This is a genomic window from Gordonia sp. NPDC003504 (assembly GCF_053587995.1).
In genome coordinates this window covers 317612-342866 of sequence record NZ_JBSFPC010000002.1, presented here as the reverse complement: position 1 = coordinate 342866, position 25255 = coordinate 317612, and the positions used below count along the sequence as shown (strand labels likewise).

Sequence of the window (25255 nt, the reverse complement as noted above, 5' to 3'; positions counted from 1 at the left end):
AGCAGTCTTCCTGCCATCCTGCCATCAAATATGCAGGAAGGCGGGGACGCGGCGTCCGGCGGCTCGCCGCAATCCCGGCCCGCCGCCGGATGCGCGGCGCCCCGACCGCGATGTGACGCATCCCACTGCAGGGTTCGTCCCTTTCGTCACTCGTGACTCGGCTGGGTCGGGGTCGACGGCGAGGTCACGACGTCGTCCGCACCATCCTGGGCATCGAGGTATCGGTTCGACGCTGGGCGACGATGCCGATCACCGCGGCCACGAAGCAGGCCGCGGCACCGACCGCGAGACCGGTACGCGGGTCGGCGACCTCACTGATCCACCCGATGATCGGCCCTCCGATCGGCGTCGATCCCATGAACGCCACCGACCACAGTGCCATCACCCGGCCGCGCATGTGCGGTTCCGAATTGAGCTGCAACGTGGCGTTGCCGGTCGACATGAACGACACACTGAGCCAGCCGACGAAGAAGAGCGCGACGATAGCCATCCACAGGTGCGGGACGGCGGCGGTGACGGCGATGGTGACCCCGAAGCCCGCCGCCGCGATGGTCAACGTCCGCAGTCCGGTGGTTCCGCGCGCGGCCACGAGCAGGCCGCCGACGACAGCGCCGACGCCCATAGCCGCTGTCATGAATCCGAAGGCCTGCGGTCCGCCGCCGAACGAGTCGCGTGCGGCCGCGGGCAACGACACCTGGAATTCGTAGGCCAGCGTGCCGACGAGTGCCATCATCGCCAGCGGCACCCACAGCAACGGCTTTCCGGATACGTACCGAAGTCCTTCGCGCAGTTGACCTTTACCGCGCTTGATGGGTTTCTCGTGGGCGATGTCGGCGGTGCGCATCGCGATCAGCGACACCACGACGGCGACGAAACTGGCCGCGTTCACCGCGAAGCACCAGCCGGCACCGACCGCGGCGAGGATCACCCCGGCGGCCGCCGGGCCCACCGCGCGGGCGGCGTTGACCATCACCGAGTTGAGGGTGACGGCGTTGCGGATCAGGGATTCGCCGACGATCTGGTGGATGAAGGCCTGTCGGGCCGGATTCTCGAAGGCGTTGTTGAGTCCCAACAGCACCGCCAGCACTCCGACGTGCCACACCTGCACCCAGCCGCCGAGGGTGAGGACCGCGAGGACGGCCGCGAGCAGACCCATCACCGACTGCAGCGCGATCATCAACCTCCGCCGATCCACCCGGTCGGCGACCACCCCCGCATACGGCCCGAGCACCAGGATCGGAACGGCCTGCAGGGCGACGATGACGCCGAGGACCGCCGACGACCCGCTGAGGGTGAGGACCAGCCAGGCCTGGGCGGTGGCCTGCATCCAGGTGCCGACCAGGGACAGGGCCTGACCGCCGAAGTACAGGCGGTAGTTGTGGATTCGCAGGGACGAGAACATCCCGTCGTCCATGGCCTGCGCCGAAGTCCCGGTGGTGGACTCGGGTGCGCGGTTGTCGGACATCGGCTCCACTGTAGGCACGGTCATCGACGGGGAGGCTCGGATGACCCCGTGTATAGTCTATAGACTATGCCCGATCAGGGGCCGATGGGCCGATCCTCCTCCGGGGCGGTATCGCCACGCCGCCGTCGTCCCCGACTATCCGACGAGGTGTCGGAGTATGTACGCGAGCTCATCGTGTCCGGGCAGCTACGGCCGGGCGAGTTCATCCGGCCGGAGAACGTCGCCGAGGAACTCGGGGTGTCGGCGACCCCGGCGCGGGAGGGTCTGCTCTCGCTGCAGACGGAGGGGATGCTGCGGGTCGAGCCGCGACGCGGATTCGTTGTCGCGCCCCTGAGCAGCGCCGACATCGAGGATGTGTTCGCCGGTCAGGCGTTGTTGGCCGGCGAACTCGCCGCCCGGGCCACCGCGAACATCGACGACGCCGGGCTGGCGGCCCTCGAGGCGATCCAGTCCGATCTGGAGTCGGCGGCCGACCGTGGTGACAACGACGAGGTGGAGCGTCTCAACCACGAATTCCATCGTCGGATCTACCGCACCGCCGACTCGCCCAAGCTGTCCTGGATGATCAAGTCGTCGCTGAGCTATGCGCCTCGACGTTTCTTCGCCTCGGTCGAGGGATGGCCGCAGGCATCGGCCGAGGATCACCGCGCCATCCTCGACGGATTACGCCGCGGGGACGCCGAGGCGGTACGCGAGTCGATGGCCGAGCACGTCCGCAAGGCCGGTCGGCTCCTCGCCGACAATCGCCGCGAGGAGTAGTGGGGACTCGGGCTGGATCGGGCGGCACACGCGAATACAACCGGGATGACTCAGCGGATCGGAAACAATAATCTCCTCCGAGGCGTTGAGCGACCCCGATTATATTGGCACCCCGGGTGATTCGATGGGCGGGATGAGAGCCTGTCCGGCGGGCGGTGATCCGGCCGGCCTGTCAGCGATTTACTGACGCCAGGATCCGTTCTGCGCGTGCCACGACGGGCGGGTCTACCATGTGGCCGTCCACCGCGACCGCTGCGGAGCCCTGGCCGGCCGCCTCGAGAATCGAACGTGCCCAGGCGATCTGGTCGTCGGTCGGCGCAAGGCAGTCGTGCACCGCAGACACCTGGGCGGGGTGGATGCACAGCTTGCCGGGCATGCCGACGCGCGCGGCGTACCGCACGTCGTCGACGAGGACGTCCGGTTCACGCAGGGCCGTGGTGACACCGTCGATCGGTGCCGCGATACCCGCTGCGGTACTGGCCAGCACGAGTGCCGACCGCGCAAACAGCAGCGCCTCACGGTCATTCGGATCGACACCGATGTCGACGGCGAAATCGATCGCGCCGAATCCGAGGCGGACCACCGCGTCGAGTTCGGCGAGGGCGCCCGCGTTGCCGATTCCGCGCGCGGTCTCGACCAGCGCGATCACCGGTGCCGATGTGGCCGCTCCGACCGCGGCCACCGCGTCGACGTCGGTCGCCTTGGCGAGTACGACGGAAGCGTGAAGTTGTTGCGCAAGAGCGACATCGGCGTCATGCCAGGGGGTCTGGGCGGCATTGATGCGGATCAATGCCGTGTTCCCGGCGGCGAACCAGTCGGCGATGTGCTCGCGGGCCGCCGGTTTGTCGGCGGGGGATACCGCGTCCTCGAGGTCGACGATCACGGCGTCGGCACCGGCCGCGGCGGCCTTGTCGAACCGTTCCGGACGATCGCCCGGAACGAACAGGAATGTCCTTGCCGTGCGGATCTTCTCGACGATGTCGCCGGGATGGGTGCTCATCAGAACGACCCCCGTCCGGACACATGCACCGCGTCGCCACCGGTGACGACACGCAGCGCGACGTCGCCGTCATCGTCGCTGGCCTCCACCCGGAACCGGTCACCGATGAACAGCGAGCGTTGAAGGCGGAACTCGAAGTTGCGCAACGATTCTCCTCCTCGACTGATGCGCACCAGCTCGGCCAGGTAGGTGGCCAGCAGTGGGCCGTGCACCACCAGGTCGGGGTAACCCTCGACCTCCGTCGCATACGGGCGGTCATAGTGGATGCGGTGCGCGTTGGAGGTCAGCGCGGAGTAGCGGAACAGCGTGGTGGTGGTCGGGGTCGGTTCCGTCGACCACTGTGCGGTGGATTCGCCCAGTTCCGACGATGGGCGCTCGAATGGGCGTGAATGGCCGGAGTCGCTGCGGTACAACAGGTTCTGCACTTCGACGAGGCGTGGTTCGTCGTCGCCGTCCTGGCGGTACTCCGACCGCACGGTCACGAACAGCATGTCGCCGGTGCGTCCGGTCTTCTCGGTGATCGCGGCGATCGACGATCGCTTCTCGGTCGAGACGCCGAGACGCAGCGGCCCGGTGGAGGTGATCCGCGACCCGGCGAACATGCGGCGACGTTCCGGGAGGGGCGGCAGGAAGTGTCCGTCCGCGGGGTGTCCGTCGGGGCCGAGGTCCGCCGTCGGCGGCCACTCGGAGAAGTACACCCAATGCCACGGGATGGGGAGCGCGTCATCCGGCCCGAAGGTCTCGCCGGTGTCCAGGGTGGCGGCGAGTCGGCTCGCCTGGGCGGGATCGAGGATGTCGGTCTCAACGATCGGTGCGGGGTGCCAACCGGCGACGTGGTCGCGAAGTGTTCGCTGCACGGTGTCCGACATGGTGATGCCTCCTGGGCTCGCTGGCGACTGTAAAAAATAGTCTATAGACCAGGCGGCGCTCAGTCGACCTCGACGCCCAGATGGGCGGCGAACATCTCGGCGAATCCGATGAGCTGTTCGCCGGCGATGGTGGTTCCGGACAGTCCGTCCAGGTGCCGCAGCGTGCCCACCCGCGCCCCGCGCAGGTCGAGGTCGGTGAGCTTCGCGCGGTGCACATCGATGCCTCCGACGATGCAGTCCTGGAATGCCATGCGGGCGAGGGTGGTGTCGCCGAGGTCGATCTCGCCGATGGTGCAGTCCCGGAAGAAGACATCTCGGACGTCTGCACCGCGCAGGTTCAGCAGGTCGACCTTGCAACCCTCGACGACCATTCCGCGGACCCGTGCGTCGAACATGTCGAGCGCGCCGAGCCTGCAGCGCGACATGTGCAGATTGCGGAGAGTGCTGCGCGGCAACGACAATCGTCCCACCTGGAGCTGGGTGAAGAGGGCGTCCGCAATGCGGGAGGCACTCAGGTCGGCGCCGTCGAGGATCACCGATCGCACCTCGCAGTCGGTGAGGGCCGCCCCCATCAGATCCCGGTCGGTGAGGTCCAGATCACGGAACGACGTCATCTCGATGGAGGCGTCGGGGGAGAGGTCGGCATCGTCACCTGTCTCGTAGGTGGTCGTCCGCGGGCGGTCCTCGAGGCGTGGAGGTCGTGTCGTCATCGTTCGAGCATGGCCCATCGAATCGACATTCCCGGACCGACCCACCCGCACGTCCCTGCCGATCCGTGGTCGACCGACCCCTCTTCGGGGGGTGTCGCGCCGCGAGTGTGACGTGGATCATGTCGTCCATGACGAGTAACACCGACCTCTACCGCGCCGGCCGCGACCAGATGATCAGTCTCATCTCCGACTACGACAAGGCCGTCGCCGAGTTCCGGTGGCCGGAACTGTCCGGCCGCTTCAACTGGGCGACCGACTGGTTCGACGTCATCGCCCGCGACAACGACGCCATTGCCCTGTGGATCACCGAGCAGGACGGATCCGAGGTGACGGTCACCTTCGACGAGATGGCGCAGCGCTCCGATCGCGTGGCCACCTGGCTGCGGGACCTGGGCATCGGCAAGGGGGATCGCGTCATCCTGATGCTCGGCAATCAGGTCGAGTTGTGGGAGGCGATGCTGGCCGTGCTGAAGCTCGGTGCGATCGTGATGCCGACGACCGCGGCGCTCGGCCCGGAGGATCTGCGCGACCGCATCGAACGCGGGCAGGCGCGTGCAGTGATCGCCAACGCCGCCGACACACCGAAGTTCGACGACCTCGACGGCGACTATCTCCGGATCGTCGTCGGATCGTCGGCCCCGGGCTGGGTCGAGTACGCCGACGCCGGGGAATCGGAGTCGGCCGGTCCGTTCGAGGCGGTCACCGACGTCGACGATCCGATGCTGATCTACTTCACCTCGGGTACCACCAGCCGGCCGAAGCTGGTGGAGCACTCCCAGACCAGTTATGCCGTCGGGCATTTCACCACCATGGCGTGGATCGGCTTGCGTCCCGGCGACGTTCACCTCGCGATCAGTTCGCCGGGGTGGGCCAAGCATGCGTGGAGTTGCTTCTTCGCGCCGTGGATCGCCGAGTCCACCATCTTCGTCTACAACTATGGCCGGTTCGACGCGGCGGCACTGATGGATCAACTCCGCCGGGCGAAGGTGAGCACCTTCTGCGCGCCACCGACGGTGTGGCGCATGCTGATCCAGGCCGACCTCGGTGAGCGTCCGGACGCGTTGCGCGAACTGCTCGGCGCGGGTGAACCGTTGAATCCCGACGTGATCCGTCAGGTCGAGGACTCGTGGGGACTGACGATCCGTGACGGCTTCGGTCAGACGGAGACGACGCTGCAGGTCGGCAACACGCCGGGGCAGCCGGTGAAGTCGGGGTCGATGGGCCGCCCGATGCCGGGCGTGCCGGTGGTGCTGGTGGATCCGCTGACCGGCGAGCTCGCCGACGAGGGCGAGATCTGTCTGGACCTGTCGCAGCATCCGAAGAATCTGATGACCGGATACCTCGGCGATCCGGAGCGCAACGAGGCCGTGACGGCCGGCGGTTACTACCACACCGGTGATGTGGCGCAACGGGATTCCGATGGCTACATCACCTACGTCGGCCGCACCGACGATGTGTTCAAGTCCTCGGACTACAAGGTGTCCCCCTTTGAACTCGAAAGTGTGCTCATCGAACATCCGGCCGTGGTCGAGGCCGCCGTCGTGCCCCAACCCGACGACACCCGGCTCGCGATTCCGAAAGCCTATGTGACCCTGGCGCAGGGCTGGGAGCCCAGCGCCGAGACCGCGCGAGCGATCCTCGAGTACTCCCGCGATCACCTCGCCCCGTACCTGAAGGTGCGGCGGGTGGAGTTCTTCGAACTCCCCAAGACGATCTCGGGCAAGATCCGCCGCGTCGAACTCCAGCAGCGGGAGAGTGCCGCACACCGGGATTCGGTGCAGATCGCCACCGAGTACCGCTATGAGGATCTCGTGGACTGATCCTCACCGGAACTGGCTGCGGAAGCGTGACGGCGGCACCCCGAACTGCGCGGCGAAATTCTGGCGGAGCGTCACCTCGCTGCCGAAGCCGCAGGTGTGAGCGATCATTCGCAGATCGAGGTCGGTGGTCTCGAGGAGTTGCCGGGCGCGGTCGAGTCGTTGCCGGGTCACCCATCGCGCCGGCGTGGTGCCGGTCTCGCTCCGGAAATGGCGAATGAGGCTTCGTTGGCTCATGCCGGCGTGGTCGGCCAGTACCGCGACGGAGAGATCCCGGTCGAGTCGGCCAACCGCCCACTGCATGACCGCGCTCATGGATGCATCGGAATCGACTGCGGTGACCGGATTCTCGATGTACTGCGCCTGACCGCCATCGCGATGCGGTGCCACCACCATGCGGCGTGCCACCCGGTTGGCCAGGTCCACTCCGCTGCGGCGGCGCAGCAGATGTAGGCAGGCGTCGACGGCCGAGACGGTACCGGCCGAGGTGATCACGTCGCCGTGGTCGATGTAGAGCACGGAGTCGTCAACCGAGCCACATCGGCCGCGGCCGAGCAGGGTGTCGGTGCCCAGCCAATGTGTCACGGCCGCGCGACCTTCCAGTAATCCGGCATCGGCGACCGCGATGGCGCCAAGGCACAGGCCCGCGACCACCGCGCCGCGCGTATGCGCGCGCACGAGGATCGCACGCAGATCCTCGCCGATCTCGGGCGTGGACTCCGGCCACGACGGAATGATCACCACGTCGGCGTCGTCGGCGGCGATGGGCCCGGCGATGCCGGACAGGTGTGTTCCGCCGGCCACGTCGACGCTCTCGGCACCGGTCGAGAACAACGTGACCGACCACTCGGCGGGATGGTCGGTGACTGCTGCGGCCTCGCCGAACACCATCTGCGGGGCGGCGACATGGAACAGACTCACGCCGTCGTACACGAAGATCGCGACATGCATCCGTCGGCTCCCTTCGGCGGCACGATTATCGCGCCGACCGGCTGGCGCGTTTCCATCGCAGAGTGGCATTCGTGCCACTTCTGCGACCGACGATACTGCAGCAGACTGCAGTGCCAGGCGAGGGAATTCGCTCGCCGACCACCGGAAGGGGATGTCCCATGACCGCACCGAAGCGCGCCCTTGTCATCGTCGATGTGCAGAACGACTACTTCGACGGACCAATGCAGATCCAGTACCCGCCGCGCGACGAGTCGTTGGCCAACATCACGCGGGCGATCGACGCGGCCGTTGCGGCTGGGCTGCCGGTGGTGGCGCTGCAGCACACGTTGCCCGCCGACTTCCCGGTCTATGCCGAGGGATCGGAGGGGTGGAAGCTTCACCCCGAGGTGGCGCGGCGCGTCGGTGTCGACTGGTTGGTCGCCACCAAGCAGTTCGGCACGGTCTTCGGTGGCACCGACGTCGCGCAGTGGCTCGCCGACCGTGACGTCGACACCATCACCATCGTCGGCTACATGACCAACAACTGCGACCTCGCCACCGCCGCGGACGCCGAGGTGCGTGGGCTGGGTGCGGAGATCCTGTCCGACGCCACCGGTGCGGTTCACCTGGCCAACGGTGCCGGATCGGTCTCTGCCGAACAGCTACATACGACGCTGATGGTGTTGTTCCACTCCAACTTTGCCGCCGTCGCATCGACCGACGAGTGGCTCACCGCACTCGGTGACGGACGCGCCCTGGACAAGGGCAATCTGGTGGAATCGGCGGTGGCCGGCGCGCAGAGCAACGAACCGGCACGCGCCTGATGGTCGTCATCCGTCGATGAAATCCGCAATCGTCTTTGCTACTCGCGCGGTGTCGGCGACGTGCGCGAAGTGTCCCTGACCATCCAGTTCGACGGTCGTCGCACGCGGTAGGGACGCTGCGAGATGTTCGGTGGCACCGACCAGATGTCCGGGACTGGCGTCGCCGACGAGAAGCCGGATCCGGTTCTCGGAGAGCGGTTGTGCCTGTACGTCACGCTGGAGCGGGGCGCCTCGGTGGGACTCGACGACGTCCTCGATGTGATGGACGGGGCCGGGGTGGCCCGATTCAAGTTCCCGGAGCGGCTTGTCGTCGTCGACGAGTTCCCGATGACCAAGGTGGGCAAGATCGACAAGAAGGCCATGCGGGAAGACATCCGGCAGCGACTGGAACGCGCGGAGGTGTGAGGTGCTCCCCCGCTGCATCACGGGGTCGGGAGCGGGACCCACGACGGCAGCGGCATCGACCGGGGCGGTCGTCCGGCAGTGACGAGCGCTCACGGGTTGGTGGCACAGACGCAGCGGCTGTGGTGGCAGAATTCGCGGCTGAACACACCGGATGCTCTGCCGACGACGAGTATCCGGTGGCCGCGGGGTTTGCGTCGTCGGCAGCGGCGATTGCCGCACACGAGTACTGGCTGTCGCGCCGGACCCGGACAATCGGCGAGGTGACGCGAAAGATGTTCGCGCTCATGGAGCAGCGATTGCCGGAGGGGCCAAGTTTGACGGTGCGGCCGCCGTGATGCCGGGGCCGGCCTACCGCCGTGCGATCCACGTCGTCTTGAGTCCGGTGAACTTGTCGATGGCGTGCACCGAGAGGTCGGACCCGAATCCCGATCCCTTGAAGCCGCCGAACGGGGTACCCGGTGACAGGGCGTCGACGGTGTTGACCGACACCGTTCCGGCGTGCAGGGAATCCGAAACGCGCAGGGCCCGGTCGAGATCGGAGGTCCACACCGATGCCGCGAGACCGTACTCGGTGTCATTGGCCATGGCGATGGCCTGCTCTTCGGTGTCGAACGGGATGAGCGCGAGCAGCGGACCGAAGATCTCCTCGGTGATGACCGTCGAGTCCGTCGGCAGGTCGGTGGCGACGGTGGGTTCCATGAAGAATCCGGTGTCTCCGATCCGGTTGCCGCCGAGAATGATCCGGCCGTCTGATCGCGCCCGTTCGACATAGTCGAGGACGAGGTCGAGTTGTTTGCGCGACACCATCGCGCCGGTGGTCGAGGACGGATCCAGTGGATCGCCCGGCCGGTACGTCGCGGCCTTTGCCGCAAGGGTCGCGGCGAGTTCGTCGACGATCTCCCGCTGCACGAGGAGTCGGCTGTTGGCCGAACACACCTCACCCTGATTGCCGAAGATCCCGAAACATGCCATCTCGGCGGCGGTTTCGAGGTCACCGCAGTCGGCGAACACGATGTTGGGGCTCTTCCCGCCGCACTCGAGCCACACCTGCTTCATGTTGGATTCGGCGCTGTAGGCCAAGAATTTCTTGCCGACCTCGGTCGAGCCGGTGAACGTCAGGCAATCGACGTCGGGGTGTCGGCCCAGGGCGCGTCCAGCGGTGGCGCCGAGACCGGGTACGACGTTGAGGATGCCGCTCGGGATGCCTGCCTCGAGGGCGATCTCGGCCATCCGCAGCGCCGACAGCGGTGATTCCTCAGCGGGTTTGAGGACGACGGAATTGCCGGCCGCCAGTGCCGGTGCGAGCTTCCACGCGGCGATGTCGAGGGGGAAGTTCCACGGGACCACCGCGCCCACCACGCCCAGGGGTACGCGTCGGACCATGGCCACACTGCCGTCGGCGGTGGGTGGGAGTTCACCGGGGATCTTGTCGATCACTTCGCCGTAGTAGCGAAACACCGCGGCCGCGCCGGGCACCTCGACGTCGATCGAGTCGCGGATGGCCTTACCCATCTCCAGGGTCACCAGGAGTGCGAGTTCGTCGGCGTGCTCGAGAAGCAGATCCGCGAAGCGGACGAGGATCGCACCGCGATCGGCGGCGGAGCGACGCGACCAGCGGCCGTCGTCGAAGGCTCGCCGCGCGGCGACCACGGCGGCGTCGATGTCGGCCTCCGCACCGGCGGCGACGGCGACGAGGACATCCTCGGTGGCCGGGTTGACGACATCGAAGGTGTCTCCCGAGACCGCGGAAATCGGACGACCGTCGATGAACGCGTCGGTCGGCATCTTGAGGCCGGCCGCGCGGGCGTGCCAATCGATCGTGAGTGCAGACATGCACCCATGGTGACCGACTCGGCCGCCGATCAACAGATCCTGTCGAGCCGAATTATCTGATGATCTACATCGGTGGAGTCGATAAATACTGCATCTGATTTGTTGATCCAGAAGGTCGGAAGATTCTGTTTTCCCTGGGATGCGTGCTGTCGAATACTGGCCTGAACGCCCCGACGACGTGGCGCGCATCTCACAGACCACGACGGCAACGAGGAGTCGAATTCATGACGACCACACCCGAGTCCACGCCGACAGGTGCCACGCCGACAGGTGCCGGGCCGGCACTCGAGCGCCGCACCATCGACCACATTCCGCACGACGAGCGGCACGGCCGAGCCCGCGACATCTTCACCGTCTGGTTCGGCTCCAACATCATGTTGCTGACCATCATCACCGGCGCACTCGCGACCACGGTGTTCGGTCTGCCCTTCTGGGCCGGCGCGCTGGCCGTCATCCTCGGCAACCTCGTCGGTGGTGTCGTCATGGCACTGCACGCGGCGCAGGGACCGCAGATGGGCGTGCCGCAGATGCTGCAGACCCGCGCACAGTTCGGATCGCTGGGCAGCCTCCTCGTCGTCGTCCTCGTCGTCTTCATGTACCTCGGGTTCTTCGCCTCCAACGCGGTCCTCGGCGGACAGGCCTTCGCCGAGGTCACCGGACTACCGACGAACTGGGCAATCCTGATCATCGGCGGCATCAGCGTCGTGGTGACCGTCATCGGCTACAAGCTGATCCACTCCATGGCCGCCGTGCTCTCGGTCGTGGCCGGCCTGGCGCTGCTCGTGGCGTTCGTCTGGATGGTAGGTGTCAACGGCCTGCCCGAGGGCACTTGGCACAGCGGTGATTTCGGCTGGGCCGGCTTCATGGCGACCTTCTCCGCCGCCGCGCTGTGGCAGATCGCCTATGCGCCCTACGTGTCCGACTACACCCGCTATTTGCCCAAGGACACCGGCGTCACCACCGCCTTCTGGGCCACCTACGCGGGATGCGTCCTCGGCTCGGTGCTGCCGATGCTGCTCGGCGTCCTGGTCGGCGCGGCCCTTCCCGCCGCCGACACCCTCGACGGCATGTCCACGCTCACCCACGGGATCTCGACGGGACTGTTCGCGGTCTTCGCTGTCGGTATCAGCCTGACCAACGGGATGAACCTGTATTGCGGTGCGCTGTCGACGATCACCGTAGGACAGAACATCCTGCCACGATGGCGGCCACAGGCCACCAGTCGTGCGGTGATCGCCGTCGTCCTGTTCGCCATCGCGATGGTGCCCGCCCTCGTCAGCGCCGACGACTTCCTCGCCAACTACGCCAACTTCCTGTCCCTGCTGCTCTGCGTGTTGATCCCGTGGACCGCGGTCAACCTGGTCGACTACTACTTCCTGCGCCACGGCGTCTACGACATCCCCTCGCTGTTCGCCCGTGACGGCGGCGTGTACGGCCGCTTCAACTGGACGGCGATCGCCTGCTACGTGCTCGGCATCGCGTTGCAGATACCGTTCCTCTCGACCACCCTGTGGGTGGGTCCGATCGCTGAATCGCTGGGTGGCGTGGACATCTCGTGGCTGGTCGGGCTCGCGGTGATCTGCCCCCTCTATTACGGCCTGATGCGGCTGCGGCAGTCTGCTACGGCCGCCTCCCCGTCCGTACTGATGACGGAACCCGCTGCATGAGCAGCGATTACGTCGTGGTCGGCGGCGGAACCGCGGGATGCATCGTCGCCGCCCGGCTCAGCGAAGACCCCGATGTCACTGTGACGGTCATCGAAGCGGGGCCCAGTGACGAGCACGAACCGCGGGCGCGGTCGATCCGCCGGTGGGCCGAGATGATCGGCAGCGAGTACGACCTGGATTACCGCAGCGTGCCGCAAGAACGCGGGAACTCCGGAATTCGTCAGTCGCGCATGCACATCCTGGGTGGATGCTCGACGGCGAACACGATGATCACCTGGCGGCCACTCGCCGCCGATATCGACGAATGGGCCGATTACGGGGTCGCCGGGTGGGATGCGGAGACGCTCGGCCGGTGTTACGACCGTCTGGCCACACCCATCACGCCGGTGGCGCCGGCGGACCAGAACCCGTATGTCGCCGACGTGGTGGCCGCGGCCCGGGAGGCCCTGGAGTTGCCGGCCCGGACCGACTGGAACACCGATATCGACTTCGCGAAAACCGGTGAGGGCGCAGGATTCTTCGAGATCGGCTACACGCCGGAGGATAATCTCCGGTCGGCGACGTCGGTGCACTACCTGCATGATGCCATCCGTCAACGTCCCAATCTGACTGTGGTGCACAACCGTTCGGTCACGACGATGCTGTTCGACGACCATCGCGCGACCGGTGTCCGTACCGTCGATGCCGCGGGCGAGATCGCCGACATCCATGCCGACCGCGAGATCATCGTCTGCGCGGGCGCGATCGGGTCGCCCGCGCTCCTGCAGCGCTCGGGCATCGGTCCCGCCGAGATTCTCGCGGCGGCGGGCGTGCCGATCCGGGTCGACCTGCCCGGCGTGGGGGAGAACCTGATGGATCACGCCGAAGGTCTCATCGTGTGGGAGACCGATCGGGCTGTGCCGTCCACCTGCGCGACCGGCTGGGATGCGGGTGCCGCGCTGCGCTTGTCCGACGACAGCCCGGCACGGCCGGATGTGTTGATGCACTTCCCGGTTGAGGCCGTCGCCGATCATGCCGTCACCTACGGCACCGAACTGCCGGCAAAGATCATCTCCATCGCCCCCAACGTGGCCAAACCCCACAGTCGTGGGCGCGTGTGGATCACCGACGTCGATCCGGCGATACCGCCGGCCATCGACTATCGCTACTTCACCGACCCCGATGGGGAGGACGAGGCCGCACTGTTGGCCGGTATCCGCGCCGCGCGACGTATCGCGGCCACCGCTCCGATGTCGGATTGGGTTGTGCGGGAGGTCTTTCCCGGAACCGACGTCGACGACGACGAGGCACTGTCGGAGGCCCTGCGCGCGACCCATCAGACCGTCTATCACGTGTCGGGAACGTGCCGGATGGGAGCCGACGACGACCCACTCGCGGTTCTCGACAGCCGACTGAACGTGTGGGGCGTCAATGGTGTACGCGTCGTCGACGCCTCGGTGATGCCGACGCTGACGTCGGTCAACCCGGTTGGCACGATCATGAGCATTGCGGAGCGAGCGGCAGAACTCATCGCCACCGATCGTCGTCGCGGGCACTGAGCCGTAGGGGGCCTGGGCTACGTCCCGAACAGGTCGCGGCAGAGTTCGGCGACCACCCCGGCCCGCCTGGTCGGCCGCGCGGCAATCGCGTTGAGCAGCACCATGGTCAGGGCCGGGGCGTCGTCGGCGATGGGGATCGACGCGACCGCGTGCCCGTCGAGTGCCATCGGCACCGCCGACTGCAGGTTGAGCACGGTGTAGGCCAGCCCCCGTCCCACCAGCGCGCGGCAGGTCTCGACGGTGGTGGATCGATACCGGACGTTGGGTTCCACTCCGCATTCCCGGAAGACCCGGCCGAAATAGTCGCGACTGTGCGGTAGGTCGAGTAGGGCCATGGGTTCGTCCGCAAGCTCGTGCAGCCGTACCGATTTCCGCTTCGCGAGCCGGTGTGAACCGGACACGAGGACGTAGGGTGGCACGGTCCGCAGCGGCCACCGCTTCAGCCGGGGATCGTCGACGAGGTCGTAACCGATCCCGAGTTCGAAGGTGCCGTCGGCGACGCCCTCGGCGAGGTCCGCGAGGTCGACCTCGGTGGTCTGCAACTGCAGCCGCGGTAGCTTTTCCGCTGCGGTGCTGAGCAATTCGGGTAGCAGATAGGGCGCCATCACCTCGAAGCAGCCGATCGACAAGGACCCCGTCAGGGAGCCGCCCATGCCGTGGGCGATCGACCGCAGGTCGGCGGCCGACGCCAGAAGCTGCCTGCTCGCGACCAGCAACTCGCGGCCCGAAGGTGTCAGCGTGATGCCCTTCGCGTGGTGGCGCACCAACAATTGGACGCCCAGGGACCCCTCCAGGTCGGTGAGGGCCGTCGACATCGCCGACTGTGAAAGGTGCACGGCGGTGGCCGCTTTCGTGATGCTTCCGGCTTCGGCGACCGCCACGAAGTACTCGAGTTGCCGCAGCGTGTAGTCCGCCATGCCTCACCTCGTTGATTCGACTCTTCCGATATTAAACCACGGAAACAGAGACTGTACAGATGAAACCTCGGCATTCAGGCTGGTAGCACACGTATTCATTCCCCCGTCGAGCAGGAGTTGACTCATGGGAACCCATCCCGTAGCCCAGGACGGGCCGGATCTGCATCTGCGGCATTCGCTGCGCCGTCTCGACGTCCCGATCATGATCCTGTCGGCACTCATCAGCCTGGACATGGTCGGTGAGATCTCGTCCTTCGGTGGCGAGACCTTCACCTGGCTACTCATGCTCGCCGTGCTGTGGATGATTCCCTACGGCCTGGTGACCGCGGAACTGGGCAGTGCCTTCCCCGACGAGGGCGGCCTCTACGAGTGGGTCAAACGTGCCTTCGGCCGATTGCCCGGATCGATCGCCACCATCATGTACTGGTCGATCAACCCGCTATGGATCGGCGGCTCACTCGCCTTCATCAGTACCGAGGCGTGGAGCAGTTTCATCCGTCCGGTGGGCGAGGGCAGCGTCGGCGACTACGCCTTCAAGATCGTGTTCGTCTGTGCGTCGGTGGGCATCACGTTGCTGTCGATGCGCCGTGCACGGGTGGTCTTCCGGATTGGTACGTATCTGAAACTCGTTCTCGCCGCGGTCTTCCTGATCACCACTGTGATCTTCGGTCTCAAGCACGGCTTCCACGGCATCGAAGCGGTGAGCTGGTCGCCCACGATGGCCGGCTTCCTGGGACTGGTTCCGCTGCTGCTGTTCTCACTGGTCGGCTTCGAGGTGCCGAGCCAGGCCGGCGGAGAGATGACCAACCCGCAGCGCGACGTTCCCCGCGGCATCGCCGTCGGAGGATTCGTCGGAATCCTCGTCTACGCGTTGCCGGTTCTGGCCCTGCTCCTGGTGCTCCCGGCCGACAAGATCACCGGCATAGGCGGATTCATGGCCGCCGTCGACACCGTCTTCGGCGTCTACGGTCCGGCGGGCGAGGTCTTGGTCAAAGTCGCGGTGATCGCCTTCATCATCGGGCTCGGCGTCACCGGTGCCACCTGGGCGCTTGCCGCCAACCGTGCGCTGGCCGTCGCGGCGGCCGACGGTGGCTTCTTCCCCTACTTCGCGAAGTTCGACGAGAAGCGGGATTCTCCGGTGCGCGTCAACATGTTCACCGGTGTCATCGCGTTGCTGTTCATGGTCGCCGGTGTGCTGTTCTCCCGCGGCGACAGTGCCGCAACGTTCACCGTGGTCCTCACGATCACCATCTCCACCTCGCTGGTCGCCTACCTGTTCGTGTTCCCGGCGGCACTTCGCCTGCGGTTCACCCATCCCGCGCGTGGCCGCTCCTACGCGATTCCCGGTGGACGCGTGGGCATCACGGTGGCCGTCGCCCTGACGACGTTCTGGGCCGCACTGGGCGTGTGGGCGGCGGTCTTCCCCGGAACCCTGGAGAACCTCGTCGGCATCGACTACGACTTCCTCGAGACGTGGGGAGTCAGCCGCATGAGGTTCGAGCTGTTCACCGTCGGCACCCTGGCCCTACTCGCCCTGATCGCGGTCGCCGGCTACCTCCGCGGACGCGGAAGCGTTCCTGCCGAGGCGCGACCGGTGGTGAGCGACGAGCCGCGGATCACCGAACCTGTCGGTTGAGACGCGACACAACCGGTGGCCCGGCCTCTCCGACGGAGGGGCCGGGCCACCGCTGTCGTGTCTGCGGGAGCCAGCTCGTCGACGAGGTCGATCCGATCGGTGGGGATTGGCGAGGGTGGTTCTGGTGGACGCGCCGGCTGCGTGTACGCGCGCTCAGTGCAACGAGGGCGTGGACGTGGGGGGGTGCCGCGTGAGCTGACTGGACCCCACAACCTCAGACGCCGTGCACCACCGCACCACCGACCATCGTCATCTGGACCGTCATCTCTCCGATGTCACGCGCCTCGCGGATGTCACCGTCGAGGACGACGAGGTCGGCATCCTTGCCGACGTCGACGGACCCGGTCGTGTCGTCGGCGTGCATCGCGCGTGCCGCCCCGATCGTGTAAGCGTCGACGGCCGCCCGCAGCCCGATGGCTTCCTCGGCGACGAGTGGGAGGGTGCGGGCGTCGTCACCGATGGCGTGCGGGTCTGCCAGCGAACCCATCCGATGGACGGCGGTGTGGATGGCCCACAGAGGATTCGGATCGGTGACCGGCCAGTCGCTGCCCATCGCCAACGCGCCACCCGCTGCGAGGATCGACCCGAACGGGAAATGCCACCGCTGCCGGTCGGGGCCCAGCAAGGGGAGTTTGCGTTCGACGATCTCGGTGTCGCGTCGTGCCCAGAGTGCCTGGACGTTGGCGATGACGCCGAGTTCGGCAAAGCGTGGGATGTCTGAGGGGTCGACGACGTCGAGATGGGCGATCTGATGGCGTGCAGCGAAATCCGGGCGAGCCCGGATGGCGGTGCCCAGCGCATCGAGACATTCCCGCACCGCCCGATCGCCGACCGCGTGCATGTGGATGTGGAAGTCGTTGCGCGCGAGCAGTGAACACACCTCGTCGAGCTCCGCCGGATCGATGAACGACAGCCCCTGCGATGCGGCCCCGGCCGGAAGATGTGTGTACGGCGCGAGCATCGCGGCGGTGCAGTTCTCGCAGATCCCGTCCTGCATCACCTTGACGGTGTCGACGTGAAAGCGATTGCCGTGACCCTGTTCTCGTCGCCGGAGCAGCGTGTCGAGCTGCCCGAGACCCTTATCCGCGGCCCACCACAGTGCGCCGCACACCCGTGCCGTCAACTCCCCGGCGTCGTCGGCGGCGATATAGGTGGCGAGCGTGTCGGACAGTCCGAATGCCGGGATGTCCACGCCCGCATCCTGCCAGCCGGTGACGCCCACCGCATGCAGGCGGCGCTGCGCCGTCAGCAACGCGCGTCGGAGGAACTCGTCGTCGTAGGCCGGGATGAGCGCATTCGCGGGGTCGCCGGCCCGCTCGAACAGCACGCCGGTCGGTTGCCCGGTCGGGTCACGTTCGATGCGCCCGCCGCTGGGATCGAGGGACGACTCGTCGATACCGGCACGCCGCAACGTCTCCGAGTTGACCCACACACCGTGACCGTCATGACTGGACAGCACCACGGGCCGATCGGCGACGACCTCGTCGAGGTCGGCCCGGGTGGGCAGCCCGCCGGGGAAAGCGTCACCGTACCAACCACTTCCGCTGATCATCGGCTCGTCCGGATGGTTCCGGGCATAGGCATTGATCGTGTCGAGGTAGCGCCGACGATCATGCGGCAACTCCGACAGGTCACAGCGCAGCGCGGCCAGCCCGCCGGCCACCGGATGCGCATGGGCGTCGATGAAGCCGGGCATCAGGCTCGCACCCGCCAGGTCGTGCACCTGCGTCCGAGGACCGACGAGAGCGCGATCCACGCCGCGGACGACGGAGGTGATCACCCCGTCGGCCACGGCGACGGTGTCGGCGCCGGATGCGCCATCGCCGGTCTGCCAGACGGCTGCATTGGTGAAGATGTGCTCGGCGTACATGGCGGCTCCCGGTATTCGGCTGCGGCGGTGTGGTGGTGGTGCGGGTTGCGGCGGCGCGGTTATGGCGCGCGGCTCAGGACACTGAAACCGGGATGCGGAACACCGGCTCGATCGACAGCTGGGTCACCTCGCGTCGGAACGGGACCGGTGCGTCCGACGGGGGCGTGTCGAGTTCCTCGGCGTACCGGTGTCCCGACCAGACGGCCGCTGCGATCGTCGAGGGTGCCCATGCGTCACCGGCCCCACGCACACTGCGGATGCGGGCGTCGGCCCACTCGTCCTCGCGCGCATACAAACCTGAGTAGAGCTCGTCGTGCGGCAGGCGCGCGGTGACCAGGACGACGGAGTCGGCTTCGATCTGCCCGGCGCGACCGGTGAATCGGCACGCCGTGTCGACGCCCCCGTCGCGGATTGCGGTGACGGCGGTGTCGGTACGTACCGCCACCCCGGCCTCGATGATGCGTGCCCGGATGCGGTGGGATTCCATGGTGTTGGTGGTCCACTGCGACACCTGCGGTACCGGGGTCACCAGGGTGACGTCGTATCCTTCCTTGGCGAGCATCTCGGCGATGACCGCGCCGAGGTAGTAGTGATCGTCGTCGAAGAGCACGACCCGGTTGCCCTGTGGGCGGATTCCCGAGGTGATGTCGTCGGGCGTGAGAACGTCGGTGGTGGAGTCGATTTCGATGCCGTGCGTGTGCCAGCGGCCGACGCCGTCGCGACGCCAGGAAGCGCCGGTCGCCACGAGCACGTGGCCGAAGCCGTACTCGAGGATGTCCTGTTCCGTCATCGGCGATTCACGGTAGATGTCGACGGTGTCGAGTTTCTCGATCTGTTGGAGCCGGTAGTCGATCACCCGAATCCATGCGGCCAGCCCCGGCAACTTCGACTCGCGCGCGACGCGTCCGCCGAGGACGCGTCCGGCCTCGGTCAGGGTGACCGAGTATCCCCGGTTACCCAGGGCACGAGCGGCTTCCAGGCCGGCGGGCCCGGCGCCGACGACGAGCACCGACGAATCGGAGGCCTTGGGTGCGATGTGTTCGGGATGCCAGCCGCGGCGGAACTCCTCGCCCATCGTCGGGTTCTGGGTGCAGCGGATGGGTGACATGGTGAAGTCGCCGGAGACGCAGATGTTGCATCCGATGCATTCTCGGATGTCCTCGAGGTCGCCGCGTTCGATCTTGTTGGGCATGAACGGATCGGCGATCGATGGGCGTGCGGCGCCGATGAGGTCGAGGACGCCGCTCTTGACCTGGCGCACCATGGTGTCCGGGGAGGTGAATCGGCCGACACCGACCACCGGTTTGGTGGTGTGTTGTTTGAGGCCGGTGACGTACGGCTCCTGCTCGGCCTCGGGACCGAAACGCGATGTCACCGAGTCATCTTCCCAGCTGCCCAGGACCAGATCCCAGAGGTCGGGGTGCTCGCCGATGATGCCGAAGACGTCCTCCATCTCGGCGCGGGTGATGCCCTCGTCGCCGAGGAGTTCGTCGACGGAGATGCGGCAGGCGACCGCGGCCTTGCCGTCGGCGATCTCCCGGGTGTCCTCGAGGATCTCGCGGATCAGCCGGATGCGGTTCTCCAGGCTGCCGCCGTATTCGTCGGTGCGGTTGTTGTATCGACGCGACAGGAAGTGGTGCAGGCCGCCGATGGCGTGGCCGGCGTAGACGTAGACGATGTCGTAGCCGGCGGCCAGCGAGCGATGGACCGAATCGGCATGCCATTTGCGCAGGTCGATGATGTCGGCCTTGGTCATCGCGCGGGCCTGGACCGGATCGAGGTTCCACGACACGACGGGCAGATGCTGTGGGCCGAGCGGGGCTTCGCGGCTGATGAGGTTCGGGCTGTTGAGGCCGTTGTGCGCCAGTTCGATTCCGGCCAGCGCTCCACCCTCGTGGATCTGCTCGGCGATGCGCGCGATCGCCGGCATGTCCTGGTCGTCCCACAGGCGCAGTTCGATGAATGGACCGATGTCGGAGGTGGGATGGATCTCCACCTGTTCGGTGCACACCACCGCCCACCCGCCCTCGGCCTTGACGCGCCGCATCGCAGCCTCGCCCGACGGATCGCGGTATCCCATTCCGTTGCAGTGCGGGACCTGGAAGAAGCGGTTGCGGGCGGTCACGGGCCCGATCTGGACCGGTTCGAAGAGGATGTCATAGCGGGGGTCACGCATGGGGAACGCTCCGTTGGGCTGGGCTGTCGATCAGCGGGTCGCTGGGATGGTCATTCTTTGTGCTCAATCGCAAAGAACGATTCGACGGTATCGCGAGGCCTGCCAGTTCGCCCACCTGTAGCCAACATCTCGTCATCGGAAGATTCGATCCGCGACATCGGTGGAACCGACGCAAGTGCACGCTTGCATCGAGGCGTGGCGCGGGGCAGGATCGGCAGGCATGGCCCGTCCCCGTCGGCAAGATGCCCGCCGCGCTGAAATCATCACCGCGGCAACGGTTGCCATTGCCGAGCGCGGGTTGATCGGATTGCGGATCAAGGACATCGCCGCCGCTGCGCAGTTGTCGCCCGGGTCCGTCGCCTACTACTACCCCGAACTCGACGATCTGTTACTGGCGGTACATGAGACCGCCGTCGAGCGGTTCTACCGCGGGCGCCGAGAAGCTATGGGGGAGTACGACGATCCGCTCGACCGACTCGGTGCGCTCGTGAACCTGGGGATCTGCGATCCCGACGACCCGATGTGGCCGGCCCTGTACGAACTTCATCTGCACAGTGCCCGGGTGACCCGTCATGCGGAGCTCATGGCGCGCCTGTTCGACCTCGAGGCGTCGCTGTACCGCGAGGTCATCGCCGACGGTCTGCGCGCCGGAGACTTCGTGATCAACGGCGACGCCGCCGACATCGCGGCCACCGCCGTCGCACTCGAGGACGGAATGGGCCTCCACCTGGTCGGCCGCAACGAGAACCTCGACGCACACCGGGCGCGCTCCCTGCTGCGTGGCTATCTCATTGCGGCACTGGCGTGTCCGCGGCTGCTCGCGACCGCACGGTCGGCTGCGCGGCCACCGTCATCGGTCGAGTAGCTTGCTTTCCGGCGTCGAGTGGCCTCATCTCGCCGGTCGGGTTGGCTTCGCTCGCCGGTGGAGCGGCCTCTTCTCGCGGGTGGAGCGGCCTCATCCCGCCGGTCGAGTGGGTCTCGTCTCGCCGGTCGAGCCGGTCCGGGGCGCCCGCGGAGGGCCGCGTCGAGACCTCGTATCCCGACGCCGGAAACCATCTGCAGCCCAGCACCCCGATGGGGATATCGGAGGCCACGCGACCACCCAGGTGACCGCACGACGTCATCGACCGGTGTCGGTCCGGCACAGACGTTCCGGGCTGAAGACCTTCTCGAGTACCGCCTCGTCGAGAAGTGCCCCGCGCCGCACGAGATCGGGTATCAATGCTCCGGTCGACATCGCTTCGGCGACCAGGGCTGTGGCGGTCTCGTAGCCCAGGAGGGGGTTCAGGGCGGTGGCCAGGCTGGCGGAACCGTAGACGGCGTCCCGCATCCGGTCGACGTTCGGTGCGATCCCGGCGATGCAGCGTGCTCCGAGCACGTCGACCGCGGCGGTCAGGTGGGTCAGCGAGGAGAGCAGTGCGCGCACGATGATCGGCTCAAAAGCGTTGAGCTGCAACTGCCCGGCCTCGGCCGCGACGCTCACCGTGAGGTCATTGCCCATCACCTCGAACGCTACCTGGTTGACCACCTCGGGGATCACCGGATTGACCTTGCCGGGCATGATCGACGATCCGGCCTGCACCGCCGGAAGGGTGATCTCGCCGAATCCGGATCGTGGGCCAGAACTCAACAGCCGCAGGTCGTTACAGATCTTGGAGAGTTTCACCGCGGCGCGCTTGGTGACGCCGGACAACTGAACGAAGGCCCCGACGTCCGAGGTCGCCTCCACGAGGTCGTCGGCGCTGCTCAGTGGTAGGCCGGTGATGGCCGCAAGCCGATCGCAGGCGCGTGCCGCGTAATCGGGGTCGGTGTTGAGGCCGGTGCCGATCGCGGTGCCACCCAGATTGATCTCGGTGATGAGCAGAGTTGCCTCACTCATCCGGTCGGCGTCCTCGGCGATGGTCACCGCGTACGCGCCGAACTCCTGGCCGAGCGTCATCGGCACTGCGTCCTGGAGTTGGGTACGGCCCAGTTTGAGGACGTCGGAGAACTCATCGGCCTTGGATCGGCACCGAGAAGCCAACCCGCGCAACGAGGTCTCCAGGGCGTGCGCCGCACGGGCCAGGGCGACCTTCACCGCGGTCGGGTACACGTCGTTGGTGCTCTGCCCGAGATTGACGTGTTCGAGGGGATGGACGATGTCGTAGCGGCCCCGCGAATATCCGAGGATCTCCAGGGCCCGATTGGCGATCACCTCGTTGGCGTTCATGTTCGTCGACGTGCCGGCCCCACCCTGGATCTGGTCGACGACGAACTGCTCGTGCAGCGCACCCTCACGGATCTCGGTGCAGGCCACGATGATCGCCTCGGCGACGTTGACGTCGAGGAGGCCGAGATCGCGATTGGTCTCGGCGGCGGCCTGTTTCACTGCGGCGAGTGCGATCACCAGATCGTCGTACCGCGAGATCGGCACCCCGCTGATGGGGAAGTTGTCCAACGCTCGGCAGGTGTGCACGCCGTAGTAGACGTCGGCGGGGACGTCATGGTCACCCAGCAGATCGTGTTCGATGCGCACGGCATCTCGGTCGGTGGAGATCATCGCGGCTCCCGGAGAATGAGGCGTTGCCGGATCGATGAGGTGCTCGCCGCGTCGATCACTGTGCCGGCCAACGCGATGGCACCCTGGGCGATGGCGGCTTCGGCCGCAGAAGTGAGCGTGGCGGCCGCGAACTCGATCTGGTGGTTCACCGCAGGCATGGAATCGATCCCGATGTACGGGTGAATCGCCGGCAGCACCTGCGACACGTTGCCCATGTCGGTGGATGCGCGGGCCATCATCGAATCGGCACCCGACTCGAAGCGTCGTCCGAGAGCCAGCGCGCGCCGCTCGTAGCAGCCGAGAAGCTCGTCATCGGTGTGGAATTCGGCATAGGGCTTGGATTCCGGGGTGACGGTCAGTTGTGCGCCGGAGGCGAGCGCACCCGCCTCGAAGCACCGCATCACGCGGGGTTCCACCTCGGCCAGCTCGGCGAGTGTCTCGGCGCGCACATACCACCGGCCCTCGGTGCGTTCGGCGATGGCGTTGGGTGCCTCACCGCCACGGGTCATCATGCCGTGCACGCGTACCGACGAGGGCAACTGCTGACGGAGCAATCCGATCGCCACCTGGGCGATGGTGAAGGCATCGGCGGCGTTGACACCGCGTTCGGGGTAGGCGGCGGCGTGTGCGGCCTTGCCGCGATACTCGACGTGGCTGTGCGACACGGCGAATGGTCGCGCGCGGGCGACGTCGACGGGACCGGGGTGGACCATCGCCGCGGCGTGCTGGCCGTCGAATCCGCCGCGTTCGAGCATCTCGATCTTGCCGCCGCCGCCCTCCTCGGCCGGGGTGCCGATGACGCTGAGCGTGATGCCCAGGTCGTCGACCATCGGGGCCAGCGCACGTGCCGCGCCGACGGTGATCGCCGATATCAGGTTGTGGCCGCAGGCATGGCCGAGGCCGGGCAGGGCGTCGTATTCGGCGCAGAGCGCGATATGCAGATCGCCGCTGCCGACGACGGCGGCGAAGGCGGTGTCCAGGTTGCAGAAGCGCTCGGTGACCGAGAATCCGGCGTCGGCCAGCCGATCGGCCACTCGACGGGCGGAACGCTCTTCCTCCCAAGCGATTTCGGGGTGATCATAGAGGTTGCGGGACAGTTCGGTGAGGACGCCGTGATCGGCGGTCACCTGAGTCGAGACGATCGCGTCGGGCGAGGTCACAGATCCCCCGCAACACCATATGACGGGGCGCGGGTCGGGTCGATGCCGCGCACCCGGTAGTCGTCCTTCTGCGGTTGCCACAGACGCCACAGCGCTTCGAGATCGGCATACGGATCCTCGGCGAAGTCCACCCGCAGGTCGGTGACCGGCCACGCCACGTCGTCGGTGACCATCAGTCCCGCCGAGTGGACCGGGCCGGCCTCACCGCCGGCCTCGAGCGCACTGCGGAACCCGTCGAGGAGACGTTGCTCGAAGTCGGTCGAGCCGCTGTCGGTGTAGCCGGCCAGCAGGGCATCGATCACCGACGCGTCGGCGAGGAGATTGCCTGCGGCCACGGCCTGATTACCGACGAGGTGATGGTGGACGCCGAGGCTGAGCGCACCCGAGTGGGCCGCGCCGGTGCCCCGCGCGTCGACCACGGTCACCTGCCGGTGATCGGGGAATTCCTCCTGCGCCAGAGCGGCTTTCAGTGCGGTGGCGGCATCCGAACCGGCCGCGAGGCCGTCCAGCGCCGCGGTGCCCAGCGCCGGATTGGTGATGTTCTGCGAGGCCACCACACCGACGCCTGGTCGTACGTGCGCGCAACGGGCCGCGACCGCCGGGCTCGAGGAGCAGATGACGATGCCGAAGGCTCCGGTAGCCGGGTCACGGGCGATCAGTGACATGGTCATCGGGCATCTCCCGAATCGCTCAGTACCGCGGTGGCATCGATCTCGACCAACCACTCGGGGCGCGCGAGGGCCTCGACGACGAGGCCGGTTGACACCGGGAAAACGCCGGTCAGCCAGCGTCCCATCACCCGATAGACGGTTTCGCGGTAGCGGATGTCGGTGAGGTAGACGGTCACTTTCACGATGTCGCGCAACGAGCTTCCGGCCTCCTCGAGGAGCATGGCGATGTTGCTCATGGCCTTCTCGGTCTGGGCTTCGATGTCGCCGATGCCCACCGATTCGCGGGTGTCGAGATCCTGGCCGATCTGTCCGCGCAGATACACGACGCCACCGGCGACGACGGCCTGGCACAGGTCGTTGTCGAGGTTCTGCTCGGGGTAGGTGTCGCGGGTGTTGAACGGCCGGATGCGGGTGTGGGTGGGGGTCAGTGGGGCGGCGGTCATGGTGTGGTGTCCTCTCGGTGTGGTGG

General features: G+C 67.0%; 22 protein-coding genes. 9 read left to right on the top strand and 13 right to left on the bottom strand.

The genetic code is table 11. The features are described 5' to 3' along the window. Window positions 1-184 precede the first annotated feature (184 nt). Window positions 185-1465 carry an MFS transporter gene (locus ACWDPV_RS05775; RefSeq protein ID WP_449742124.1) on the bottom strand — a complete coding sequence of 427 codons (1281 nt, stop codon included), beginning with the start codon at window positions 1463-1465 and terminating at the stop codon, window positions 185-187. Window positions 1466-1531: 66 nt separating this feature from the next. Here ACWDPV_RS05775 and ACWDPV_RS05770 point away from each other — a divergent pair, with 66 nt between their 5' ends. Continuing rightward, window positions 1532-2224: a GntR family transcriptional regulator gene (locus ACWDPV_RS05770; protein WP_449742123.1), complete on the top strand. Its 693-nt coding sequence runs from the start codon at window positions 1532-1534 to the stop codon at window positions 2222-2224. Window positions 2225-2396: 172 nt separating this feature from the next. Here the strand turns inward: ACWDPV_RS05770 and ACWDPV_RS05765 are convergent, their stop codons facing one another. Genes ACWDPV_RS05765 through ACWDPV_RS05755 form a run of 3 tightly spaced genes read right to left on the bottom strand, consistent with a single transcriptional unit; the run spans window position 2397 to window position 4803 of the window. Next, window positions 2397-3224, bottom strand: a complete 828-nt coding sequence (locus tag ACWDPV_RS05765) for an HpcH/HpaI aldolase/citrate lyase family protein (RefSeq protein WP_449742122.1) — start codon at window positions 3222-3224, stop codon at window positions 2397-2399. Then, the gene (locus ACWDPV_RS05760) at window positions 3224-4093 is read right to left on the bottom strand and encodes a hypothetical protein (RefSeq protein ID WP_449742121.1); all 870 of its coding nucleotides are present in this window, start codon (window positions 4091-4093) and stop codon (window positions 3224-3226) included. The genes ACWDPV_RS05765 and ACWDPV_RS05760 overlap by 1 nt, the downstream gene beginning before the upstream one ends. A 59-nt stretch (window positions 4094-4152) precedes the next feature. Beyond that, window positions 4153-4803, bottom strand: a complete 651-nt coding sequence (locus tag ACWDPV_RS05755) for a pentapeptide repeat-containing protein (protein WP_449742120.1) — start codon at window positions 4801-4803, stop codon at window positions 4153-4155. Between the two features lie 128 nt (window positions 4804-4931). Here ACWDPV_RS05755 and ACWDPV_RS05750 point away from each other — a divergent pair, with 128 nt between their 5' ends. Next, the gene (locus ACWDPV_RS05750; RefSeq protein WP_449742119.1) at window positions 4932-6623 is read left to right on the top strand and encodes an AMP-binding protein; all 1692 of its coding nucleotides are present in this window, start codon (window positions 4932-4934) and stop codon (window positions 6621-6623) included. Between the two features lie 3 nt (window positions 6624-6626). Here ACWDPV_RS05750 and ACWDPV_RS05745 read toward each other — a convergent pair whose 3' ends face one another. Then, the gene (locus tag ACWDPV_RS05745) at window positions 6627-7571 is read right to left on the bottom strand and encodes a GlxA family transcriptional regulator (protein ID WP_449742118.1); all 945 of its coding nucleotides are present in this window, start codon (window positions 7569-7571) and stop codon (window positions 6627-6629) included. Window positions 7572-7729: 158 nt separating this feature from the next. Here ACWDPV_RS05745 and ACWDPV_RS05740 point away from each other — a divergent pair, with 158 nt between their 5' ends. The 3 genes from ACWDPV_RS05740 (at window position 7730) to ACWDPV_RS05730 (ending at window position 9114) form a co-directional block, all read left to right on the top strand. Further along, window positions 7730-8374 carry an isochorismatase family protein gene (locus ACWDPV_RS05740; protein WP_449742117.1) on the top strand — a complete coding sequence of 215 codons (645 nt, stop codon included), beginning with the start codon at window positions 7730-7732 and terminating at the stop codon, window positions 8372-8374. Between the two features lie 123 nt (window positions 8375-8497). Beyond that, window positions 8498-8779: an AMP-binding enzyme gene (locus ACWDPV_RS05735; RefSeq protein WP_449742116.1), complete on the top strand. Its 282-nt coding sequence runs from the start codon at window positions 8498-8500 to the stop codon at window positions 8777-8779. Next, the gene (locus ACWDPV_RS05730) at window positions 8776-9114 is read left to right on the top strand and encodes an acyl-CoA-like ligand-binding transcription factor (protein WP_449742115.1); all 339 of its coding nucleotides are present in this window, start codon (window positions 8776-8778) and stop codon (window positions 9112-9114) included. Before ACWDPV_RS05735 ends, ACWDPV_RS05730 begins: the two co-directional genes overlap by 4 nt. A gap of 13 nt (window positions 9115-9127) precedes the next feature. On the opposite strand, the gene ACWDPV_RS05725 is transcribed toward ACWDPV_RS05730, so the two are convergent. Further along, window positions 9128-10612, bottom strand: a complete 1485-nt coding sequence (locus tag ACWDPV_RS05725; protein WP_449742114.1) for an aldehyde dehydrogenase family protein — start codon at window positions 10610-10612, stop codon at window positions 9128-9130. A 224-nt stretch (window positions 10613-10836) separates the two neighbouring features. Here ACWDPV_RS05725 and ACWDPV_RS05720 point away from each other — a divergent pair, with 224 nt between their 5' ends. Together ACWDPV_RS05720 and ACWDPV_RS05715 are read left to right on the top strand one after the other, a co-directional pair. Beyond that, window positions 10837-12279 (top strand): purine-cytosine permease family protein, encoded by a 1443-nt coding sequence (locus ACWDPV_RS05720; protein WP_449742113.1) that lies wholly within the window; start codon window positions 10837-10839, stop codon window positions 12277-12279. Further along, a complete protein-coding gene (locus ACWDPV_RS05715; RefSeq protein WP_449742112.1) occupies window positions 12276-13817 on the top strand; it encodes a GMC family oxidoreductase in 1542 nt (513 codons plus the stop codon). Before ACWDPV_RS05720 ends, ACWDPV_RS05715 begins: the two co-directional genes overlap by 4 nt. Window positions 13818-13834: 17 nt before the next feature. Here ACWDPV_RS05715 and ACWDPV_RS05710 read toward each other — a convergent pair whose 3' ends face one another. Continuing rightward, complete coding sequence (locus ACWDPV_RS05710; protein WP_348804664.1) at window positions 13835-14734, bottom strand: LysR family transcriptional regulator; 900 nt, start codon at window positions 14732-14734, stop codon at window positions 13835-13837. Window positions 14735-14858: 124 nt separating this feature from the next. On the opposite strand from ACWDPV_RS05710, the gene ACWDPV_RS05705 reads away from it, so the two are divergent. Further along, window positions 14859-16370: an APC family permease gene (locus ACWDPV_RS05705; protein WP_449742111.1), complete on the top strand. Its 1512-nt coding sequence runs from the start codon at window positions 14859-14861 to the stop codon at window positions 16368-16370. 214 nt (window positions 16371-16584) lie between these two features. Here the strand turns inward: ACWDPV_RS05705 and ACWDPV_RS05700 are convergent, their stop codons facing one another. Further along, complete coding sequence (locus ACWDPV_RS05700; RefSeq protein ID WP_449742110.1) at window positions 16585-18240, bottom strand: amidohydrolase; 1656 nt, start codon at window positions 18238-18240, stop codon at window positions 16585-16587. A 73-nt stretch (window positions 18241-18313) separates the two neighbouring features. Then, complete coding sequence (locus tag ACWDPV_RS05695; protein ID WP_449742109.1) at window positions 18314-20416, bottom strand: oxidoreductase; 2103 nt, start codon at window positions 20414-20416, stop codon at window positions 18314-18316. Window positions 20417-20636: 220 nt separating this feature from the next. Between ACWDPV_RS05695 and ACWDPV_RS05690 the strand changes: the two genes are divergently transcribed. Continuing rightward, window positions 20637-21281 carry a TetR/AcrR family transcriptional regulator gene (locus ACWDPV_RS05690; RefSeq protein ID WP_449742108.1) on the top strand — a complete coding sequence of 215 codons (645 nt, stop codon included), beginning with the start codon at window positions 20637-20639 and terminating at the stop codon, window positions 21279-21281. Window positions 21282-21536: 255 nt separating this feature from the next. On the opposite strand, the gene ACWDPV_RS05685 is transcribed toward ACWDPV_RS05690, so the two are convergent. From ACWDPV_RS05685 to ACWDPV_RS05670, 4 genes are read right to left on the bottom strand one after another with little or no spacing between them, the layout of a single operon-like run. Beyond that, window positions 21537-22955, bottom strand: coding sequence for an aspartate ammonia-lyase (locus tag ACWDPV_RS05685; RefSeq protein ID WP_449742107.1), 1419 nt, complete (start codon window positions 22953-22955; stop codon window positions 21537-21539). Beyond that, window positions 22952-24115, bottom strand: a complete 1164-nt coding sequence (locus ACWDPV_RS05680) for a M20 family metallopeptidase (RefSeq protein ID WP_449742106.1) — start codon at window positions 24113-24115, stop codon at window positions 22952-22954. The genes ACWDPV_RS05685 and ACWDPV_RS05680 overlap by 4 nt, the downstream gene beginning before the upstream one ends. Beyond that, a complete protein-coding gene (locus ACWDPV_RS05675; protein ID WP_449742105.1) occupies window positions 24112-24786 on the bottom strand; it encodes a DUF1028 domain-containing protein in 675 nt (224 codons plus the stop codon). The genes ACWDPV_RS05680 and ACWDPV_RS05675 overlap by 4 nt, the downstream gene beginning before the upstream one ends. Continuing rightward, window positions 24783-25229: a RidA family protein gene (locus ACWDPV_RS05670; RefSeq protein WP_449742104.1), complete on the bottom strand. Its 447-nt coding sequence runs from the start codon at window positions 25227-25229 to the stop codon at window positions 24783-24785. Before ACWDPV_RS05670 ends, ACWDPV_RS05675 begins: the two co-directional genes overlap by 4 nt. Window positions 25230-25255: the final 26 nt, after the last annotated feature.

Bases quoted from the DNA above. Each gene is read 5' to 3' on its own strand.
- ACWDPV_RS05745 (WP_449742118.1), bottom strand. From the start codon at position 7,571: ATGCATGTCGCGATCTTCGTGTACGACGGCGTGAGTCTGTTCCATGTC.
- ACWDPV_RS05675 (WP_449742105.1), bottom strand. From the start codon at position 24,786: ATGACCATGTCACTGATCGCCCGTGACCCGGCTACCGGAGCCTTCGGC.
- ACWDPV_RS05740 (WP_449742117.1), top strand. From the start codon at position 7,730: ATGACCGCACCGAAGCGCGCCCTTGTCATCGTCGATGTGCAGAACGAC.
- ACWDPV_RS05700 (WP_449742110.1), bottom strand. From the start codon at position 18,240: ATGTACGCCGAGCACATCTTCACCAATGCAGCCGTCTGGCAGACCGGC.
- ACWDPV_RS05720 (WP_449742113.1), top strand. From the start codon at position 10,837: ATGACGACCACACCCGAGTCCACGCCGACAGGTGCCACGCCGACAGGT.
- ACWDPV_RS05715 (WP_449742112.1), top strand. From the start codon at position 12,276: ATGAGCAGCGATTACGTCGTGGTCGGCGGCGGAACCGCGGGATGCATC.
- ACWDPV_RS05710 (WP_348804664.1), bottom strand. From the start codon at position 14,734: ATGGCGGACTACACGCTGCGGCAACTCGAGTACTTCGTGGCGGTCGCC.
- ACWDPV_RS05690 (WP_449742108.1), top strand. From the start codon at position 20,637: ATGGCCCGTCCCCGTCGGCAAGATGCCCGCCGCGCTGAAATCATCACC.
- ACWDPV_RS05685 (WP_449742107.1), bottom strand. From the start codon at position 22,955: ATGATCTCCACCGACCGAGATGCCGTGCGCATCGAACACGATCTGCTG.
- ACWDPV_RS05670 (WP_449742104.1), bottom strand. From the start codon at position 25,229: ATGACCGCCGCCCCACTGACCCCCACCCACACCCGCATCCGGCCGTTC.
- ACWDPV_RS05735 (WP_449742116.1), top strand. From the start codon at position 8,498: ATGTTCGGTGGCACCGACCAGATGTCCGGGACTGGCGTCGCCGACGAG.
- ACWDPV_RS05750 (WP_449742119.1), top strand. From the start codon at position 4,932: ATGACGAGTAACACCGACCTCTACCGCGCCGGCCGCGACCAGATGATC.
- ACWDPV_RS05755 (WP_449742120.1), bottom strand. From the start codon at position 4,803: ATGACGACACGACCTCCACGCCTCGAGGACCGCCCGCGGACGACCACC.
- ACWDPV_RS05760 (WP_449742121.1), bottom strand. From the start codon at position 4,093: ATGTCGGACACCGTGCAGCGAACACTTCGCGACCACGTCGCCGGTTGG.
- ACWDPV_RS05725 (WP_449742114.1), bottom strand. From the start codon at position 10,612: ATGTCTGCACTCACGATCGATTGGCACGCCCGCGCGGCCGGCCTCAAG.
- ACWDPV_RS05705 (WP_449742111.1), top strand. From the start codon at position 14,859: ATGGGAACCCATCCCGTAGCCCAGGACGGGCCGGATCTGCATCTGCGG.
- ACWDPV_RS05770 (WP_449742123.1), top strand. From the start codon at position 1,532: ATGCCCGATCAGGGGCCGATGGGCCGATCCTCCTCCGGGGCGGTATCG.
- ACWDPV_RS05695 (WP_449742109.1), bottom strand. From the start codon at position 20,416: ATGCGTGACCCCCGCTATGACATCCTCTTCGAACCGGTCCAGATCGGG.
- ACWDPV_RS05775 (WP_449742124.1), bottom strand. From the start codon at position 1,465: ATGTCCGACAACCGCGCACCCGAGTCCACCACCGGGACTTCGGCGCAG.
- ACWDPV_RS05765 (WP_449742122.1), bottom strand. From the start codon at position 3,224: ATGAGCACCCATCCCGGCGACATCGTCGAGAAGATCCGCACGGCAAGG.